This window comes from Streptomyces azureus, from assembly GCF_001270025.1.
Taxonomy (GTDB): Bacteria; Actinomycetota; Actinomycetes; order Streptomycetales; family Streptomycetaceae; genus Streptomyces; species Streptomyces azureus.
In genome coordinates, this window is record NZ_DF968362.1 from 1 (window position 1) to 19,244 (window position 19,244).

Below are 19,244 nucleotides of genomic sequence, written 5' to 3' on the forward strand. Positions count from 1 at the left end.
ACCAGACACCACCCCGGGCGACCCCAACGGCCGGTGCCACCCCACCCCACCGGTCCCTCCCGCACCCACCGCCCATCACCCCGGGTGAAGCGCACCCCAAACCAGGCCCGACCGCCCTCCATCCCCGGAAGCCGACCACCCCGGCAGAACCAGCGGTCGACGCCAACCCGACCCACCGGTCTCTGGGACCCATCGGACACCGGCCCCGGGCATCGGCGGTCTGTGGCTCCTCCACCGAGCTCCCCTGCCGCCGTCCCCGCATCTCAGCCCCCTGCTCTCACTGCACCTCTTCCTCGCCGGAACGCTCTTCACCTTCGCCCCGCTTCCCGTGGACCCGATCCGCCACCGGCCGGGCTTCGCCGTGCGCGCCGGCACGCTCCTGGCGGCCGCCGCGGCCCACGCCGTCCTGGCGGAGAGCCTGTGGGTGACGGGCCCGCCGGGCACCGCTTACACCCCCTGCGACCTGCACCTCGCCTCGCAGCCCAGGTACTACGGCGGTGACGCGGTGGAGATCGCCCTGGCCCTGCTGCCGGCCTCCCAGTGGTACCGCGCGCAGGGCCGATCGCTCCGGACCCACCGGGGTACCCGGCAGCCTGCACCGGCATAAGGGGCCACACGATGAGCGACCAGACCCCGTCCCAGGCCGAAGGCGACCGCGAGGACGACCAGGACACGAACCCCGCCCCCACCCCGACCCCGTCCCAGGCCGAGGGCGACCGCGACGACACCACCACCGAGGAGGACGACACCGACTCCTAGTCTAGGGCGGGTCCGTAAAGTCCCGCCTGCCCTGCGGGCGGACGCCGGGGCTTTACGGACACACCCCAGCCAGCCGCGTCACCAACCTCTCCGAACAGCACACCTAGGGCCTGGCCCGACGCGGCCCGGCCCACATGCACTGGCCGCCGCGCAACCTGACGTACCGTCCTCGTTGTGAGCGACGTACCTCCCGCGAACACCCGACGGGCAATCCGGCGAGCGGCCTCCGCGCGCGCGGTGATCGGCGACGATCCGGCGCTGCGGGCGGCCTACGGGCTGTGCCGGCGCCGGACCAGGGAGCAGGATCCGGCGGAGCACGCGCTGATCGAGCTGGTGCCCGCGGTGCTGCGCCCGGCCTGCTGGGCCCTGTGGGCGGCGGCCAACGCGCTCGACGACCTGGGTGACGACCGCACCGCGCCCGCCGCCGAACGGGCCGCCCGGGTCGAGGAGTGGATCACCACCCTGCACCGCGAACTGCCCGTCGGCACAAGCCCGGACCCGATCCGCCACGCCCTGGTGGACACCGCGGCGCGCTGGCGGCTGGACCTGTCCGAACTGCACGGCGCCATGGTCCAGGTCCGGGACGACACCCACGGCAGGCACTTCGCCGACTGGGCCGCGTGGCGCACCTGGGGCCGGGACAACCTGCTGCCCTGGTTCGGCCAGGTCCGCACCCTCTTCGACCGGGCCGGCGTCCCTGTGGCACTGCGTCTGGACACCCGGGAGACCTACGAGCAGTTCCTGGACGGCGTCCGGCTCACGGACATCCTCACCGACCTGTCCGCCGACCTCGCCCAGGGCGACCTCCTCCTGCCCGACGAGGCCCTGCGGCCCTACCCCGGGGCCGCGGACGACCTGGCGCACCGGCGCTGGAGCCCCGCCGTCGCCGCCCTGGTCACAGAGCTGACCGGCCTGGCCCGCCAGTGGGTGAGCCAGGACGGTCTCAGCCGTGGGATGCACCCCGGGCCCGCCACCGTCCTGCACACCATGGCCGCCCTGCTGCGCGCCCAGCTCGACGCGATCGGCTCAGCCGGCCCGGCCCTCCTGCGGCGCCCGCCCCGGCCCGCGCTCGGCACCCGGGCCCGCATCCTCGTCCCCGCCCGGGCCCGCGCCGCCCTGGCCTGGAGCCTGACTGCGCTGACGGTGCCGCCCGCACGGCCCGCCGGGCACGGCAGCCCGCCCCCGGCAGACCGGACGGCACGAACCCGGAGCTTCCGGCCCCCGCCGCCACACCCTGGCGGCCATCGGCCCCCGGACATCCCGCCGGACCGGCTCCCCGCCCACGTCGCCGTGATCATGGACGGCAACGGCCGCTGGGCCCAGCAGCGCGGCCTGCCCCGGCACGAGGGACACCGGGCCGGCGCCACCGCCGTCCGCGAGGTGGTGCACGGCGCCCTGGACATCGGCCTGCGGCACCTGACGCTCTACACCTTCTCCACCGAGAACTGGCACCGCGATCCCGAGGAGGTCGGCGCGATCCTCGACCTCCTGCGCCGCGAGCTCGTCGACGACCCCTTCCACGACCTCGACGTCCGGCTGCGCTGGCACGGCCGCACCGGCCGCCTGCCGCCCGACCTGTCCGACCTCCTCGACCTGCGGGAGCGCAGCACCCGCACCCGCACCGGCCTGACGCTGACGATGTGCATCGACTACGGCGGCCGCGACGAGCTCACCCGCACCGCCGCCGCCCTCGCCCGCCGGGTCCGGGCCGGTCACCTCGATCCCGACCTGATCGGCGAGGAGGACTTCGCCCGGCACCTGCCCCGGCCGGACATGCCGGACGTCGACCTGCTCTGGCGCACCGGCAACGAGCAGCGCATCTCCAACTTCCTGCCCTGGCACACCGCCTACGCCGAGCTGCACTTCACGCCGGCCCTCTGGCCCGACACCGACCGCCGCCACCTGTGGCAGGCGATCACCGCGTACACCCACCGTCAACGCCGCCACGGCACCGCCCCGGTGGACACCCCCGGAGATGAGCTTCGACTCCAGGGCGGACCATCCTGAACACCCTGACCCGGGAAAAGGGAGTCCGGTCAGCCGGTGAAGCCCTCGTCGCTCAGCGCCTTCTCGATACGGGCACGGTGGTTCGCCTCCCAGGCGTCGAGGGACTCCTCGGCCTCCTTGGCCAGTTTCGCCCGAGCCGCCGCGAGGATCTCCTCCCGGCGGGCGGCGGGGGTGACGACGACGCCTTCCTCGTCGGCGACCACGATGTCGCCGGGGTGCACGAGCACGCCGCCGACACGGGCCGGCTCACCGAGCGCACCGGCCTTCTTCTTGGTTCCGGGGATCGGTATGACACCGCGTGAGAAGACGGGAAAACCCGCCTCGCGCACCTCACCGAGATCGCGGATGACACCGTCGACCACGAAGGCCGCGACCCCCCGGCGCTGGGCGACGGCGCACACGTTGCCGCCGGCCAGCGCGTAGTCCACGTCGCCCGACTCCACGACGATGACCGAGCCGGGCTCGGCGCGGTAGATCGCGGCGTGCAGCATCAGGTTGTCGCCGGGCACGCACCGCACGGTGTACGCGGGACCCGCGATGCGGGGCGAGTTCCACAGCGGGCGGATGCCGGTGTCCATGACCTGTGCACGGCCCAGCAGGTCGGCGAGGGTGGTGGGAGGAACGTCCTTGAATGGAGAAGTCACACCGGGGATCCAAGCAACAAGGCACCAGAGAACGCCACTTGGTTCCAGCCAGTGATCGCGGGAGGCCCGGCCGGGGAAGAACGCCTGCGGGGTACGGTGGCGGCGTCGTACCAAGGGGGAGCGGAATGCGCTACATCATCATCGGGTCCGGGGCGGTCGGCGGTTCGATCGGGGGGCGGTTGCACGAAAGCGGACGGTCCGTCGTCCTGGTCGCCCGCGGCGCGCACTTCGAGGCACTGCGCGACAACGGGCTGCGGCTGAAGGTCCCCACCGGCACGCTCACCCTCGACGTGCCCGTGGCGGCACGGCCCGAGGACGTCGAACTGCGCGAGGACGACGTGCTCGTACTCGCCGTCAAGACCCAGGACAGCGTGGCCGCCCTGGACGCCTGGGCCGCGCGGCCGGTGGCGGGCGGCGGCACGGCGGGCGAACGCCTGGCTCTGGTGTGCGCCCAGAACGGAGTGGAGAACGAGCGCCTGGCACTGCGCCGCTTCCACGAGGTGTACGGCATGTGCGTCGTCCTGCCCAGCACCTACCTGAAGCCGGGCGAGGTCGTCGCGCCCTGCGGCCCGTACACCGGCGCCCTGGTCATCGGCCGGTACGGGACGGGCTCGGACGCGACCGCCCGGCGGATCGCGGACGATCTGGAGAAGGCCCACTTGCTGGCTCCGGTGGTGACGGACGTCATGCGCTGGAAGTACGGCAAACTCCTCGGCAACCTCGCCAACGTGGTCGAGGCCGTGTGCGGCTCCGCCTCCGACGCCACCGCACAGGATCTGGTCGCCCGGGCGAAGGCCGAGGGCGCCGCGGTCCTCGACGCCGCGGGCATCGCCTACGCGAGCGAGGCCGAGATCACCGAGTTGCGCAGTGGGACGGTCGACCCGCAGCCGATCGCCGGCGAGCGCACTCGCGGCTCGTCCTGGCAGAGCCTGGCGCGGGGAGCGGGATCCATCGAGACGGACTACCTCAACGGGGAGATCGTGCTGCTCGGCCGGGAGCACGGCGTGCCCGCCCCGGTGAACGCGGCCCTGCAGCACGCCGCCCGGGAGAGCGTGGGCCGCAGCCGGGAGCCGGGCAGCCTGACGGCCGAGGAACTGAGCAGGCGCATCGCGGCGACACGGACGGGCAACTCCGCCCCGACGACCGCCTGAACCACGTTCTGAACCTCCCTGCGGAACCCACATGCTGAGCTCCCACGCTCGGCCATGCCCTTGATCGTGCATGATCGGTGCGAGCCCCTCGACCGCCTCAGCGGAGCCCTCGGCTACCGCGCCGAACTCCGCGGACAGGGCCGCCGCGCACTCGTCCTCGGTCTCACCGCTCTCGTCGGCGGACTCGGCGGCGCCGTCCTGCTCCTCGCCCTGCCCTCCGAGGCCTTCGACACGATCGTCCCCGTACTGATCGCTCTCGCGCTCGTGCTCGTACTGCTCCAGCCACGCCTCGCCAAATCCGTACAGCGCCGCCGCGCGGACAACGGCACCACCGGCCGCCGGTACGGCGGCCCCGTCCTCCTGGTCGGACTGCTCCTGGCGAGCGGGTACGGCGGCTACTTCGGCGCCGCCCAAGGGGTCCTGTACCTCTCCCTGATGGGCCTGCTCCTCGACGAGGACCTGCAGCGCGTCAACGCCGTCAAGAACATCCTCGGAGCCGTCGTCAACGGCGTCGCCGCCTGCTTCTTCCTCGTCGTCGCCGAGTTCGACTGGACGGCGGTCCTGCTGATCGCCGTCGGCTCCACCCTCGGCGGACAGATCGGCGCCAAGGTCGGCCGCCGCCTCCCGCCCACCGCCCTCCGCGCCGTCATCGTCGCCGTGGGCATCATCGCGATGGTGCAGCTCCTGCTGCGCTGAGATGTTGCCGATCACACGGCTCGCGGCGACAGTGCCGCCAAACGCCGGATGCTGACCTCCGCCATCGGCGGATTCCGGATCGTCAACGAGCGCAGCAATCCCGGCTCCATGGACAGCGGACCGTCCACGGTGACGGCGGTGTGGGCAGGCGGACGGCGCGTTCTGTCCACCCTTTCTGGTTACCCACAGACCGCGGTGAATGGCCGCTACTTCGCCGTGGCCACCCCGAGCGGGCAGGAGAGCGACTGGACCGTCACCGTGTGGCGGTGCGACGGGCTGCACGCCCCGGCAGCTCTGTGGCGAACGCAAACAGACCGATCGCTGAGCACACTCTCAGTGAGTGACGACGGTGAGTATCTGGTCCTGGGAGATTCTGCGGACAGGGGCGAGATCGTCCGCCGGTCTGATCCTGATCGTCACCAGCCGCTGGACGGCGGCAACACAGTGAGCGGCATGAGCGAGTACGTCGTCGCTCGCGAGCAAGGTGTCGTCGTACAGCACACGGACGGCGTCAGGCAGGGCGCGGACGAAGCCGACAGCCAGAACCAGCTTCTGCTCTGGGACCTCGCCACGGGACGCCTGTTGGGCTCGTGGAAAGAGCCGATGGCCACTGTCCCCAGAGGACAACTCACCCACCTGGCCTTGGTGGAGAACGGCACCCGGGTCGCGACCATCCGCCCGGACGGAAACCTCGGCCTGTGGGAAGTCTCGCCCACCGATTGGCGCACAGATCTGTGCCGCCTCGCTGACGGCGGCCTGACCCCGGCCCAGCAGGCCCTGTACCTGGACGGGGTCGACGTGCCGACGCCCTGTCCCGGGTGGCCTGGAGCCCTGTAACTCACTCGGTGGTGCACAAGAATCCTGGCATGAGGTCGCTCTCACGCGTCTTGCTCGACGGCAGTCGATCCGGATGGTGGAAGTAGGCGAGGGAGTTTTGACGGTGCTCTTCGTAGGTGGTGGCAGCCAGATTGAGCCGCCAGGGGGTGCTGAGGGCGCGGGCCAGGGTCCCTCTGGCAGCGGTCAGGGTATCCAGCGCAGCCTCCAGCGGTCCGGTTCGGTGCTGCGGGCGGTGAGCTCCTGGCCGGCCATCGGCTACCGGCGCATCCGCGACGCCCCCTTGGGAGGGTGGGCTCATACGTGGCGTGTCACAGGCGAGACCCTCCGATCCGGGTCTTCGTCGCGGCCGCCGAGCACGCCTTCACCGAGCACCCCTCGGACCTGCCGCCCGGCACGGCGAGCCGTGGCCGACGGGACGGAGGCCGCGGGCGCACCACCAGCCGGGGCGCGATCGATAAGCCAAGGATTATGGATCCTTCCCGAACCCGTCGTTGATCAGCTGGTCCAGGCCGGGAATCGTGGAGGTCATGTCCACGATCCCCGACCCGACCGTGCCGCACCCCCTGCCGGAGCACGAGCGCGTGGTACTCCTCAAACCCCTGGTCACCGATCCGCGCACCGAGGTCGGCGAGTTCACGTACTACGACCTGCCGCCGTACACGGTCGTCGGCGGCAACCCGGCCGGCCCACTGACCCGTCGAACTGGTCACCGAGCACGTCCGCATGATTATGTCCGGCACCCCGACGGAGATCGAGGCCGTCGCGGCCGAGCGGCTGGAGCGGCTGGAGCGGCTGGAGGTCGGGGGCCCGGCCGGGGTTACGGACGAACTCGATGTGCTCATAAGCCGGTTGGAGTGGCACTTCGCCTATGAGGAGGCCACCCTTGTGGCCCCGCTGGACGCCCTGGGGTTCGCTCCCGCCCGGCGGGGAGCTCCTCCTGCGGGGCGAGACGGGGTGAGGGCATCGCGAGGCAGCTCGTCCAGGACGTCCTCGGCTGACTGTACGTAAGCCCGGACCAGCTCGGTCTCGGCCGTCGTACGCCAGATCAGCGCCCACCGGCCGACCGGGGCGTCCTCGATCGGGAGGTACTCGATGCCCGGGCGCTGGTAGTAGCGGGGGCCGTCGGCGTGCACCACGGCGGCAAGGTCGTCGGAGAGGACGAAACCCTCGACCTCTTGGAAGGTCGTGACCAACGGCCCCCGGGGGATCGGCCGCCCGCTCGGCGTGTGGAAGGGCTCGAGGGCCCCCACCCAGTAGCTGGGCGCCGGTTCGGGGATCGCCGGAAGGGCGCAGTCCGCGAGGTCCTCCAGGCAGACGCGCTCGCGACCGGCCAGCGGATGGGAGTCGGACACCATCAGGGACAACGGTCCCGCCATGACCACCGGACCCACGGTCAGATCGGGCTCTCGCACGGGGAGCCAGCAGGTCTGCAGGTCGATGTCCCCGGCACGCAGCGGCCCGAAGGGGTCGGTGAAACGCACCTCGTGGAAGGAGAGACCGCACGCCGGGTATCGCTCCCGGAACCGCCTCGTGGCTGGCGCCAGGTCGTGGGCGTTGGAACCGAAGATCCCGAGCCGCAGAGAGCCCCGCACCCCCCGCGCGGTCTCCCTCGCGGACTCCAGACCCTCGCGGATGCGCTCGTACCCGGCCTTCAGATCGTCACGTAACCGCTCGCCCAGCGGGGTGAGCGCGACCCGGCGGCTGGTCCGCTCGAACAGCGCGGCGCCGATGCGGCGTTCCTGTTTGGCGATCGCCTGGCTGACCCGGGCCTGGGTGATGTGCAGTCGCTCGGCCGTCCGCCCGAAGTGCAGTTCCTCCGCCAGTGCCAGAAAGATCTCGATGTCCCGCAGCTCCATGCCGCCCCTCCCCCACAGACCAACGCTACGCAAGGACCTTAATCCGAGGAGATCACCGAGCTCATGGGAACACCAGCGAGCATCGTCCGCGTCGAGCCGGTCTCGCAGGCCGACGCCGACGCCTGGTGCGAGGTCGTCACCGCGTCGATGGCCGAGGACCTTGCCGACGTGCCCCCGCCGACCCGTGCACAGGAGCACGCGAGGCTCACCGGGCCGGGAACGGGCAGCAGGCTGCTGGCCTGGCTCGCGTACGAGGACGACGGCGGGAGCCGCGGCCGAGCGGTCGGCGCGGCCACCCTGCGCCTGTTCGACCGGGAGGGCCAGGACCACCTGGCTGAGGTTGACCTGCACATACGACCCGACGCGCGGCGCCGCGGCATCGGCACGCAGCTGCTGTCCGCCATGGTCGCCGAAGCGGCATCGGCCGGGTGCCGCAGCCTGATCGCGGAGGCACCCGCGTGCAGCCCCGCCGACCTGTTCTGCGTACGGCACGGTTTTCGCCGCGCTCTGACCCTGCACCACCTCCTGCTGCCCCTGTGCGAGGTGCACCGCGGCTGGCTCGACGAACTGACCACGGCCGAGCACCCCGGCTACCGCACGGCCGAGTGGCACGGCACCGTGCCGGACGCGCTCGCGGACGCCTTCGCCGCCGCCAAGACCGCCATGAACGACATGCCCACCGGCGACCTGGACCACGGCTCGGTCGCCTGGGACGCCGAGCGGGTACGCGCCATGGCTGCGGTCGTGACCGGACGCGGCGACACCCTGCTGACCGTCGCCGCCGTCCACGGCGCCGAGAACGCCGAAGTCGCCGGCTTCACCGAGGTCGTGATCCCCGGCGGCACTGCCGCACGCGCCCAGCAGTACGACACCACCGTGGTGCCCGCCCACCGCGGCCACGGCCTCGGCGTATGGCTCAAGGCCCACATGCTGCGCAGGCTGCACGACGAGTACCCGCAGGTCACCGAGGTCGAGACCGGCAACGCCGCGGACAACACCCACATGCTCGCGGTCAACGAACAGCTCGGCTTCCGCCGCCTGCGCACCACCTACGAGTACCAGCTCGCACTCACCGAACGAACCGAACGAGAGGAACCCGCATGACCGCCTTCGACCGGCAGCCGAGTTCGACCGGCAGGTCCGCACCCTCACCGAGCCCGGCCACCCGAAGCTCTCCGGTCTCGCCCCGGAGCAGTTCGCCGCTCTGCTCGCATCCTTGCGGGCGGCGACCCCACGGGGCCGGGAGGCTTCTGGCCCCCGACGGACGGCTACGTCCGGCACCTCATCGCCGAATACCCCGAAACCCGTCCCGGCCCCGGCCCGAGCCGCGCTCGATGTCACCGCCGAGGGCACCTGTTCCAGACCGGCGTCGAGGGATGAGCGCCAGGCCGGGGCGGGTCCGACAGATCGAACACCGTACACAAGGAGATTCATGATGGGACAAAACAAGAGCGGCTTCTCCGAAGCAGGGCTGCGCAGGATGCGCGACGTGCTGGCACGGCATGTCGAGTCCGGGAAGATTCCCGGGCTCGTCGCCCTGTTCAGCCGGGGCGAGGAGACGCACGTCGAGGCGCTCGGGACGATGTGCCATGACGGTGGCGCGCCGATGCGCCGGGACACGATCTTCCGGATGGCCTCCACGTCCAAACCGCTCGCGGTCGCACCGGTGATGGTCCTGCTGGATGAATGCAAGCTCCGGCTGGACGACCCGGTAGACACGTGGCTGCCCGAACTCGCCAACCGGCAGGTGCTGAAGCAGCCCGACGGCCCGCTGGACGACACCGTGCCGGCGCGGCGGCCGATCACCATACGGGACCTGCTGACCTCCACGTTCGGGCTCGGCATGGATCTGACGGCGATGAGTTTTCCGATCATGGGCAGAGTTTTCGAGCTGGAGCTCACCGGCCATGGAGCCCCGGCGCCCGGACCGGACGAGTGGATGCGCCGCCTGGGCACGCTCCCGCTGATGCACCAGCCCGGAGAGCACTGGCAGTACCACATCAGCATCGATGTGCTCGGCGTTCTGGTGGCCAGGGTCACCGGCCAGCCGTTCGAGGAGTTCCTGCGCGAACGCATCCTCGACCCGCTGGGCATGACCGACACCGGTCTCCATGTGCCCGCCGACAAGATCGACCGGCTGCCGCCCTGCTACGCCCCCGACCCGGAGACAGGAAAGTTCATCGTGTGGGACGAGGCCGAAGGGGGACGCTACAGCCGGTCTCGGGAGTTCCAGTCGGCCGCCAACGATGTGGCCTCCACCGTCGACGACTACCACGCCTACTTCCGGATGCTGCTCAACGGCGGGATGCACGGCAGCGAACGGATCCTGTCCCGGCCCGCCGTCCAGTTGATGACCACCAACCGCCTCACGCCCGAGCAACAGGCCGCCCGATACGCCATGGCCACCAACAACGTCCATGTGTCATTCGGCCAAGGGCAGCACGGCGGCTGGGGCTTCGGGATGGCGGTGCGCACCTACCGTGGCGACTACGCGCCCATCGGCCAGTTCGGCTGGGACGGCGGATTCGGCACCTCGACCTACGCCGACCCGGGCAACCAGCTCACCGGAATCCTGCTTACCCAGGTCGCGATGTCAGTCCCGAATTCGGCGCGGCTGATCCACGACTTCTGGACCACGCTCTACCAGGCGATCGACGACTGACACCGAACTCGCTCCCGGTAGACCGCGAACCGAGCCACGCCGAGCCCGCTGAGCTCGGCGTGGCCGGTCCACATGCGCGGACCGTTGGCTCAAAGCCCTGAACCCGCACGCTCGATGAAACGTTTCCATAGGTCAGGGCCCTGCATGGTGGGGCGGGTGGGGCTCGAACCCACGACCGGCTAACACGCCCTCCGGATAACGTGCCGCTCCCCCGTCCCCCGCCTGCACCGTTTCCCTACAGGTTCACAGCCCGTGCCGGTCGAGGATGGTCATCAGCTTGCGCCTGCGCTTGAGCTCCACCAGCAGGGAGGCGAGATACACGGTGCACTCGTGTTCGATGCCCAGCGCCAGATGGCAGGCGCGGGCATGCGGCAGCGGCCGCGCCATGCGCTCGTAGACGCGGTCCCCGGTGGCCCCTTCAATGACTCGACCAGCCGCAGGTACGCCGCAAGCGCGTTGGCCGGGGCGTCTTACGCGAGAAGCCGGCGAGCTGCTCCCACTGCCGGTCGTCGCCTCGAGCAGGGGCGCGAACCATGCCCGGCGCCAAGGCGTCCTGCCCGACGATCAAGATCCTCTGGGCCCCTCAGCAGGCTCCTCGCTCCGGCCGGCCACAGCTTGGTGGAGTCGGCCGAGGCGCCTCGCAGCCACCCTTCGCGATACCTGCGTCCTCACAGCGTCCTCAATATCGCCCCTGGCTCCTCATTCAGGCCGCTGCTGAGCCTCTACCGCACCATGCTCCCGGCACATTCACGCAGGTCAACGCAGCGCATACCGCCATCCGTCGACTCGCCGCCGAACTCGCGAGCAGCGGATTCAATCCGCTGAGCCCGAGTGGGGGTTCCGGCGGCCCGGAAGAGACGTTTCTGCAGGTCAGCGACGTGCAGTGGTGGGGCGGGTGGGACTCGAACCCACGGCCGACGGATTATGAGTCCGCTGCTCTAACCGGCTGAGCTACCGCCCCATAGCGGCGTGTCGCGTACACGTGTGCGCGCCGTCTGCCGCAGCATAGCCGCTCATACAATCTCCTGCTTCGTGTGGTCGGCTTCGCACGGCCTTCGTGACCATGAGGACTGCGACCAGCGCCGCGCGGTTCCCAGGAGATCGGAACGGACATGAAAAAGGACCCCTGCGGGGTCCTCGTTCAGCGTGCTCCCCCGACTGGACTCGAACCAGTAACCTGCCGGTTAACAGCCGGCTGCTCTGCCAATTGAGCTACGGAGGACCGAGCTCCCCGGACTGGACTCGAACCAGTAACCTGCCGGTTAACAGCCGGCTGCTCTGCCAATTGAGCTACCGAGGAAGGTCTCGTTGCATCGAACGCACCTACCTGGGTATTCGCCAGGGGGCGCGCGCTCGCTGCGACACATACATTAGCGCAAGCAGGGGGGTGCTCCGCCAATCGGTACTCCCCGGCGCCGACGCCGCACCGGAGACCTAGGCAAAGAAAGGGTGACCGCCATGCGTTACCGGCTCACGTTCGTCGCCGGAGTCGTCCTGGGTTACGTGCTGGGCACGAGGGCCGGACGCGAGCGCTACGAACAGCTCAAGAAGTCGGCCCGCCAGTTCGCGCAGAACCCCGCCGTCCGCAACACCGCGGAGTCGGCGGCCCAGCAGGGCCGCGAGTTCGCGGGCAAGGCGTACCACGTGGTGAGCGACAGGGTCGGCGACCGTGTCCCCGAATCGGTGGCCGACCGAGTCCGCCACCTTCGCGACCGAGCCACCCACAACGGCGGCGAGGACGACTGGGGCACGAGCAATACGTGATCTTCCGACGCCGGGAAGAACCGCGCCCCTGAAAGGGGCGCGGGGAACTGCGCGACCAGCCACAACGAGGCCGCGCTCGAAGCCCGGCGCCAAGATCGACGGCGCCCACGGCTCAAGCCAGCGCAGCGGTACGGCAGAATTTTGGCCATGGGGATAGTCGCCGGGTTGGACAGTTCACCCGAATTCACTCGTATCGTCGTCTGTGACATGGACACCGGAGCCGTGCTCAGGCAGGGATATGCACCGCATCCGGTGGAGAGCCCCGACGGCGGCCGGCCGTCCGACGTCGACCCGCAGGCCTGGCTGCTGTCCCTGGGCGAGGCCGCGGGCGGCGGCCTGCTGGAGGGCGTGCAGGCCATCGGCGTCTCGGCGCAGCAGAACGCCGTCGTGCCGCTGGACGCGCAGGGCAACACCGTCCGGCCGGCGATGGTCGGCGGCGACAAGCGCACGCAGGTCGCGGCGGCCGACCTGATCGACGCGCTCGGCGGGCGCGAGGCATGGGCTCAGGCGGTGGGGTGTGTGCCGCAGGCCGCGCAGCCGGTGACGAAGCTGCGCTGGCTGGCCCGGACCGAGCCCGAGAACGCGCAGCGCACCGCGATCCTCCTCCAGGCGCACGACTGGCTGGTGTGGCAGCTGCTGGGCCGCCCGATCCGCAGGACCACCGACCGGGGCGGGGCGTCCAGCACCGGGTACTGGTCGGCGGCGACCGGCGCCTACCGGCCCGACCTCGTCGAGCTGGCGCTCGGGCACCAGGCCATGCTGCCGGAGGTGATCGGCCCGGCCGATGCGGCCGGCAGGACCCCGGAGGGGCTGCTGATCTCCGTCGGAACCGGCGAGACCATGGCGGCGGCGTTCGGGCTCGGCATCGGCCTCGGGGACGCGGTCGTGTCGCTGGGCGCGTCCGGGTCCGTGATGGCCGTGCACCCCGAGGCGCTGGTCGACGGCTCCGGGATGATCACCGCCCTCGCCGACGCGACCGGCATGCACCTGCCCGTCGTCACCACGCTGAACGCCGTACGGACGCTGCGCGGGACCGCCGAGCTGCTGGGGCTGCCCGATCTGGAGAGCCTGTCCGAGCTGGCGATGAAGTCGACGCCGGGGGCGCACGGGCTGGTGCTGCTGCCCTATCTGGAGGGCGAGCGGACGCCGAACCTGCCGCACACCGCCGGGACCCTGGCGGGCCTGCGGCGCGAGTCGATGAAGGCGGAGCATCTGGCGCGGGCCGCGTTCGAGGGCATGCTGTGCGGGCTCGCGGACGCGCTGGACGTGCTGCGCGCCCGGGGCGTGGAGGTGCGGCGGGTGTTCCTGCTCGGGCCGGCCGCCGAACTGCCCGCCGTACAGGCCGCCGCGCCCTCGCTGTTCGGGACGCAGGTCGTGGTGCCGCAGCCGGCGGACTACGCGGCGATCGGGGCGGCCCGGCAGGCGGCCTGGGCGCTCGGGACGTCCCAGGGCTCGCTCGACGCGCGGACGCCGCCGTCCTGGCAGGGCGCGGTCGCGCAGGTACTGGAGCCCGGGGAGGAACTGGCCGTGGGGCAGGCGGTGCGGCAGCAGTTCGTGTCGGTGCGGGAGCAGACCCACCCCGGGGCCTTTTGACCGCCTGTTGGGTTAATTCGGTTGAGGTAACGCGGGTGGAGTGTTCGACGATAGGGGCCAGGGGCAACCAACCGCCCCGTCGTCCACTCTGAGAGAAGCAGCGTGCTCATACGACTCCTGCGGACCCATCTCAGGCCCTACAAGAGGCCCATCGCCCTGCTGGTGCTGCTGCAGTTCCTGCAGACCTGCGCCACGCTCTACCTGCCCACACTCAACGCGGACATCATCGACCAGGGTGTCGTGAACGGCGACACCGGCTACATCCTGGGTTACGGCGCCCTGATGATCGGCATCTCGCTGGTCCAGGTCGTGTGCAACATCGGTGCCGTGTACTACGGCGCCCGTACGGCGTCGGCGCTCGGGCGGGACGTGCGCGGGGCCGTGTTCGACCGCGTGCAGTCGTTCTCCGCGCGTGAGGTCGGTCACTTCGGGGCGCCGTCGCTGATCACCCGTACGACGAACGACGTCCAGCAGGTGCAGATGCTGGCGCTGATGACGTTCACGCTCATGGTGTCGGCCCCGATCATGTGCGTGGGCGGCATCGTGCTGGCGCTGGGCCTGGACGTGCCGCTGTCCGGGGTGCTGGTGGCGGTCGTACCGGTGCTGGGCCTGTGCGTGACGCTGATCGTGCGGCGGCTGCGGCCGCTGTTCCGGTCGATGCAGGAGCGGCTGGACACGGTGAACCGGGTGCTGCGCGAGCAGATCACGGGCAACCGTGTCATCCGTGCCTTCGTCCGGGACGAGTACGAGCAGCAGCGCTTCCGGAAGGCCAACACCGATCTCACGGACTTCGCGCTGGGCACCGGCAACCTGCTCGCGCTGATGTTCCCGATCGTCATGACGGTGGTGAACCTGTCGTCGATCGCCGTGGTGTGGTTCGGTGCGCACCGCATCGACAGCGGCGGGATGCAGATCGGTGACCTGACCGCGTTCCTCGCCTATCTGATGCAGATCGTCATGTCCGTGATGATGGCCACCTTCATGTTCATGATGGTGCCGCGCGCGGAGGTGTGTGCCGAGCGCATCCAGGAGGTGCTGGACACCTCGTCGAGCGTCGTGCCGCCGTCGGCGCCCGTGCGAAAGCTGCTCCGGCACGGTCATCTGGAGCTCCGCGGGGCGGGCTTTTGCTATCCGGGGGCCGAGGAGCCGGTGCTGCGGGCCGTGGACCTGGTGGCCCGGCCGGGCGAGACGACCGCCGTCATCGGCTCGACCGGCAGCGGCAAGTCCACGCTGCTCGGGCTGGTCCCGCGGCTGTTCGACGCGACCGACGGGCAGGTGCTCGTGGACGGGGTCGAGGTGGCGCGGATCGACCCGGAACTGCTTGCGAAGACCGTCGGGCTGGTGCCGCAGAAGCCGTATCTGTTCGCGGGCACGGTGGCGACCAACCTGCGTTACGGCAACCCGGACGCCACCGACGAGGAACTGTGGCACGCGCTGGAGGTGGCGCAGGCCAGGGACTTCGTGGAGCGGCTGGAGGGCGGGCTGGACGCGCCGATCGCCCAGGGCGGGACGAACGTCTCCGGCGGCCAGCGGCAGCGCCTCGCGATCGCCCGGACGCTCGTGCAGCGGCCCGAGATCTATCTCTTCGACGACTCCTTCTCAGCGCTCGACTACGCCACGGACGCCGCCCTGCGGGCCGCGCTCGCGCAGGAGACCGCCGAGGCGACCGTCGTGATCGTCGCCCAGAGGGTGGCGACCATCCGGGACGCCGACCGGATCGTCGTCCTCGACGAGGGCCGGGTCGTCGGCACCGGCAGGCACCACGAGCTGATGGCGGACAACGAGACCTACCGGGAGATCGTGCTCTCCCAGCTCACGGAAGCGGAGGCTGCCTGATGGCCGGGCCCATGGGGCGGATGATGGCCGGGGGCGGCCCCGACCAGCGCTCGCTGGACTTGAAGGGGTCGGGCAAACGGCTCGTCGCGCAGTTCCGGCCGGAGCGGCTGACCATCTGCCTGCTGCTGCTGTGCGTGGTGCTCAGCGTCGGCCTCAACGTCGTCGGGCCGAAGATCCTCGGCAAGGCGACCGACCTGGTCTTCGCGGGCATCGTCGGGCGGGACATGCCGGACGGGGCGAGCAAGGAGCAGGTCCTCGACTCCATGCGGCAGCGCGGGGACGGTGACGTCGCCGACATGCTGCGCAGCACCGACTTCACCCCCGGCAAGGGCATCGACTTCACGGCCGTGGGGAACGTGCTGCTGCTCGCGCTGGGCGTGTTCACGGTGGCCGGGCTGCTGATGGCGGTGGCGACGCGGCTGGTGAACCGGGCCGTGAACCGCACCATGTTCCGGATCCGCGAGGACGTGCAGACGAAGCTGTCCCGGCTGCCGCTGTCGTACTTCGACAAGCGCCAGCGCGGCGAGGTGCTGTCCCGCGCGACGAACGACATCGACAACATCGGACAGACGCTCCAGCAGTCGATGGGGCAGCTCATCAACTCGGTGCTGACCATCATCGGCGTGCTGGCGATGATGTTCTACGTCTCCTGGATCCTGGCGCTGGTCGCGCTGGTGACCGTGCCGCTGTCGTTCGTCGTCGCCAGGCGCGTGGGCAAGCGGTCGCAGCCGCACTTCGTGCAGCAGTGGCGCACGACGGGCATGCTCAACGCGCACATCGAGGAGATGTACACCGGGCACGCGCTCGTGAAGGTGTTCGGGCGGCAGGAGGAGTCGGCACAGCAGTTCGCCGAGCAGAACGAGGCGCTGTACGAGGCAGGCTTCCGGGCGCAGTTCAACAGCGGAGTGATGCAGCCGCTGATGTTCTTCGTGTCGAACCTCAACTACGTGCTGGTCGCGGTCGTCGGCGGGCTGCGGGTCGCCTCGGGCTCGCTGTCCATCGGTGATGTGCAGGCCTTCATCCAGTATTCGCGGCAGTTCTCCATGCCGCTGACGCAGGTCGCGTCCATGGCGAACCTGGTGCAGTCGGGTGTCGCCTCGGCGGAGCGGGTCTTCGAGCTGCTGGACGCGGAGGAGCAGAGTGCCGATCCGGTGCCGGGCATGCGGCCCGAGGAACTGCGCGGGCAGGTGGCGCTGGAGAACGTGTCGTTCCGCTACGACCCCGACAAGCCGCTGATCGAAGATCTGTCGCTGAAGGTCGAGCCCGGACAGACGGTGGCCATCGTCGGCCCGACGGGTGCCGGCAAGACGACGCTGGTGAACCTGCTGATGCGGTTCTACGACGTCACCGGCGGGCGCATCACCCTCGACGGCGTCGACATCGCGCGGATGTCCCGGGACGAACTGCGGGCCGGGGTCGGCATGGTGCTCCAGGACACGTGGCTGTTCGGCGGCACGATCGCGGAGAACATCGCGTACGGGGCCGCCCGGAACGTCACGCGGGGGGAGATCGAGGAGGCGGCCCGGGCCGCGCACGCGGACCGGTTCATCCGTACGCTGCCGGACGGGTACGACACGGTGATCGACGACGGGGGGGCGGGGGTCAGCGCGGGCGAGAAGCAGCTGATCACCATCGCCCGGGCGTTTCTCTCCGACCCGGTGATCCTGGTGCTGGACGAGGCGACGAGTTCGGTCGACACACGTACCGAGGTGCTGATCCAGAAGGCCATGGCGAAACTCGCCCACGGGCGGACGTCGTTCGTCATCGCGCACCGGCTGTCGACGATCCGGGACGCGGACGCGATTCTGGTGATGGAGAACGGTGCGATCGTGGAGCAGGGCACGCACGAGAAGCTGCTGGCGGCGGACGGGGCCTACGCCCGGCTCTACAGGGCGCAGTTCGCGCAGGCGGTGGCGGAAGTCGACTAGGGCCCCGGCAGGCAACGTTCGCCCGTCAAGGAGCGGCGTCCGGTGCGGCGAGAGGGCGTGCCGGGCGTCGCGACGGGGCGAACGTTGCCTGCCGGGGCACTAGGTCGGCGGAAGTCGACCGGATGGGCGGGGGCCGCCGGGACGGGCGGCCCCCCCTCTCAAGTCCAGGTAGCCCCTCAGTCTCAGTCCAGGTAGCCCCTCAGCTGGTCAGCGAAGGCGTGGTCGCGGAGCTTGTTCAGGGTCTTCGACTCGATCTGCCGTATGCGTTCCCTGGTGACGCCGAAGATGCGGCCGATCTCCTCCAGCGTGCGGGGGCGGCCGTCGGCGAGGCCGTAGCGGAGCTGGACGACCTTGCGCTCCCGCTCCCCCAGCGTCGACAGGACCACTTCCAGGTGCTCCTTGAGGAGGAGGAACGCGGCGGATTCGACCGGGCTGGTGGCGTCGCCGTCCTCGATGAGGTCGCCGAGGGCGACCTCGTCCTCCTCGCCCACGGGCGCGTGCAACGACACCGGCTCCTGGGCGAGGCGCAGGACTTCGCTGACGCGCTCCGGGGGCAGATCGAGGTGGGCGGCGACCTCCTCCGGCGTCGGCTCGTAGCCCCGCTCCTGGAGCATGCGGCGCTGGACGCGGACGACCCGGTTGATGAGCTCCACGACGTGCACGGGGACCCGGATGGTGCGGGCCTGGTCGGCCAGGGCGCGGGACATGGCCTGGCGGATCCACCAGGTGGCATAGGTGGAGAACTTGTAGCCGCGGGCGTAGTCGAACTTCTCGACGGCCCGGATGAGCCCGAGATTGCCCTCCTGGACGAGGTCGAGCATGGTCAGCCCGCGCCCGACGTAGCGCTTGGCGACGGAGACGACCAGGCGCAGGTTGGCCTCGATGAGCCGCCGCTTGGCCATCCGGCCCATGACGACGAGCCGGTCGAGGTCCAGCGCCAGCTGGCTGTCCAGGTCGGGGGCGAGCCGCAGCTTCTCCTCGGCGAACAGGCCGGCCTCGACGCGGCGGGCGAGTTCGACCTCCTCGGCGGCGGTGAGCAGGGGGATGCGGCCGATCTCCCGCAGGTACTGGCGGAACAGGTCCGACGAGGGGCCGCTGGTGTCGGCGCGGGCCGGCGGCGGTTCGACGGCTTCCGGCGCCTCGGCCGTCTCGATGGCCTCGGCGGGCGGCTCCTCCGGTTCCGGCTCGGGGCGGAGCACGACGCGGCCCTGCGCCGGGACCGCGGGAAGGACGTCGTCCTCCGCGTCCGGTGCGGTGCCGTCGGCGCCGAGGGCACCGGTGACGTCGGTCTGGGTGAGGGTCTGGGTCTGCACGGGGGCGACCTCCAGGATGATCGCTGCCAAGGCGGGCGGCAGCGGTACTTCGGGGGCGGAGTCGACGGCCTCGCCGCTGTCCGTCCCGTACGCGATGAGCGGAACCGCGGGGATCTGGGACCCGTCGGGGACGGATCGGCCGCGCTCCGAGGACTCAGGCACCGGAACCCAGTGTGGGGGAAGACACATCGTCGCCAC

Annotated in this window: 16 protein-coding genes, 3 tRNA genes and 1 pseudogene; 13 read left to right on the forward strand and 7 right to left on the reverse strand. The window is 70.8% G+C overall.

The window, feature by feature from the left end:
* Positions 1 to 244 precede the first annotated feature (244 nt).
* The 3 genes from AOQ53_RS28840 to uppS all read left to right on the forward strand — a co-directional run bounded on the left by AOQ53_RS28840 (position 245) and on the right by uppS (position 2,766).
* A complete protein-coding gene (locus AOQ53_RS28840; RefSeq protein WP_269085478.1) occupies positions 245 to 607 on the forward strand; it encodes a cytochrome c oxidase assembly protein in 363 nt (120 codons plus the stop codon).
* Between the two features lie 11 nt (positions 608 to 618).
* Positions 619 to 759 carry a hypothetical protein gene (locus AOQ53_RS44915; protein WP_167745775.1) on the forward strand — a complete coding sequence of 47 codons (141 nt, stop codon included), beginning with the start codon at positions 619 to 621 and terminating at the stop codon, positions 757 to 759.
* Between the two features lie 237 nt (positions 760 to 996).
* Positions 997 to 2,766, forward strand: coding sequence for a polyprenyl diphosphate synthase (uppS, locus tag AOQ53_RS28845; protein ID WP_059421698.1), 1,770 nt, complete (start codon positions 997 to 999; stop codon positions 2,764 to 2,766).
* Positions 2,767 to 2,795: 29 nt separating this feature from the next.
* Here uppS and AOQ53_RS28850 read toward each other — a convergent pair whose 3' ends face one another.
* On the reverse strand, positions 2,796 to 3,410 hold the full coding sequence (locus tag AOQ53_RS28850; RefSeq protein ID WP_059421700.1) for an RraA family protein: 615 nt from the start codon (positions 3,408 to 3,410) through the stop codon (positions 2,796 to 2,798).
* A gap of 125 nt (positions 3,411 to 3,535) precedes the next feature.
* Between AOQ53_RS28850 and AOQ53_RS28855 the strand changes: the two genes are divergently transcribed.
* The 4 genes and pseudogenes from AOQ53_RS28855 to AOQ53_RS46685 form a co-directional block, all read left to right on the forward strand.
* The gene (locus tag AOQ53_RS28855) at positions 3,536 to 4,561 is read left to right on the forward strand and encodes a ketopantoate reductase family protein (protein ID WP_059421702.1); all 1,026 of its coding nucleotides are present in this window, start codon (positions 3,536 to 3,538) and stop codon (positions 4,559 to 4,561) included.
* Positions 4,562 to 4,627: 66 nt separating this feature from the next.
* A complete protein-coding gene (locus tag AOQ53_RS28860; RefSeq protein ID WP_236711853.1) occupies positions 4,628 to 5,257 on the forward strand; it encodes a sulfite exporter TauE/SafE family protein in 630 nt (209 codons plus the stop codon).
* Positions 5,258 to 5,710: 453 nt separating this feature from the next.
* Entirely contained in the window at positions 5,711 to 6,094 is a 384-nt protein-coding gene (locus AOQ53_RS46680; RefSeq protein ID WP_167745776.1) for a hypothetical protein, read from the forward strand.
* A 527-nt stretch (positions 6,095 to 6,621) separates the two neighbouring features.
* Positions 6,622 to 6,747 (forward strand): annotated as a pseudogene (locus AOQ53_RS46685) (antibiotic acetyltransferase); the annotation flags it as partial.
* 213 nt (positions 6,748 to 6,960) lie between these two features.
* Here the strand turns inward: AOQ53_RS46685 and AOQ53_RS28870 are convergent.
* Complete coding sequence (locus tag AOQ53_RS28870; protein WP_059421706.1) at positions 6,961 to 7,950, reverse strand: LysR family transcriptional regulator; 990 nt, start codon at positions 7,948 to 7,950, stop codon at positions 6,961 to 6,963.
* Positions 7,951 to 8,013: 63 nt separating this feature from the next.
* Between AOQ53_RS28870 and AOQ53_RS28875 the strand changes: the two genes are divergently transcribed.
* Together AOQ53_RS28875 and AOQ53_RS28880 are read left to right on the forward strand one after the other, a co-directional pair.
* Complete coding sequence (locus AOQ53_RS28875; protein ID WP_078945559.1) at positions 8,014 to 9,054, forward strand: GNAT family N-acetyltransferase; 1,041 nt, start codon at positions 8,014 to 8,016, stop codon at positions 9,052 to 9,054.
* 331 nt (positions 9,055 to 9,385) lie between these two features.
* Positions 9,386 to 10,612: a serine hydrolase domain-containing protein gene (locus AOQ53_RS28880; RefSeq protein WP_059421710.1), complete on the forward strand. Its 1,227-nt coding sequence runs from the start codon at positions 9,386 to 9,388 to the stop codon at positions 10,610 to 10,612.
* Positions 10,613 to 10,855: 243 nt separating this feature from the next.
* On the opposite strand, the gene AOQ53_RS44930 is transcribed toward AOQ53_RS28880, so the two are convergent.
* The 4 genes from AOQ53_RS44930 to AOQ53_RS28895 form a co-directional block, all read right to left on the reverse strand.
* Positions 10,856 to 10,999, reverse strand: coding sequence for a hypothetical protein (locus AOQ53_RS44930; protein ID WP_167745777.1), 144 nt, complete (start codon positions 10,997 to 10,999; stop codon positions 10,856 to 10,858).
* Between the two features lie 497 nt (positions 11,000 to 11,496).
* Positions 11,497 to 11,573: transfer RNA gene (locus AOQ53_RS28885), tRNA-Ile, on the reverse strand.
* A gap of 188 nt (positions 11,574 to 11,761) precedes the next feature.
* Positions 11,762 to 11,834 (reverse strand) — tRNA-Asn (locus AOQ53_RS28890).
* Positions 11,835 to 11,839: 5 nt separating this feature from the next.
* A tRNA-Asn gene (locus AOQ53_RS28895) sits at positions 11,840 to 11,912 on the reverse strand.
* A 158-nt stretch (positions 11,913 to 12,070) separates the two neighbouring features.
* On the opposite strand from AOQ53_RS28895, the gene AOQ53_RS28900 reads away from it, so the two are divergent.
* From AOQ53_RS28900 to AOQ53_RS28915, 4 genes are all read left to right on the forward strand, one after another.
* Positions 12,071 to 12,376: a hypothetical protein gene (locus AOQ53_RS28900; protein WP_059421712.1), complete on the forward strand. Its 306-nt coding sequence runs from the start codon at positions 12,071 to 12,073 to the stop codon at positions 12,374 to 12,376.
* Between the two features lie 147 nt (positions 12,377 to 12,523).
* Positions 12,524 to 13,969, forward strand: coding sequence for an FGGY family carbohydrate kinase (locus tag AOQ53_RS28905; protein ID WP_063888994.1), 1,446 nt, complete (start codon positions 12,524 to 12,526; stop codon positions 13,967 to 13,969).
* Positions 13,970 to 14,071: 102 nt separating this feature from the next.
* Positions 14,072 to 15,805 (forward strand): ABC transporter ATP-binding protein, encoded by a 1,734-nt coding sequence (locus AOQ53_RS28910; protein WP_059421716.1) that lies wholly within the window; start codon positions 14,072 to 14,074, stop codon positions 15,803 to 15,805.
* A complete protein-coding gene (locus AOQ53_RS28915) occupies positions 15,805 to 17,733 on the forward strand; it encodes an ABC transporter ATP-binding protein (protein ID WP_059421717.1) in 1,929 nt (642 codons plus the stop codon). Before AOQ53_RS28910 ends, AOQ53_RS28915 begins: the two co-directional genes overlap by 1 nt.
* A gap of 182 nt (positions 17,734 to 17,915) precedes the next feature.
* Here the strand turns inward: AOQ53_RS28915 and AOQ53_RS28920 are convergent, their stop codons facing one another.
* Positions 17,916 to 19,208, reverse strand: a complete 1,293-nt coding sequence (locus AOQ53_RS28920; protein ID WP_059421719.1) for an RNA polymerase sigma factor — start codon at positions 19,206 to 19,208, stop codon at positions 17,916 to 17,918.
* Positions 19,209 to 19,244: the final 36 nt, after the last annotated feature.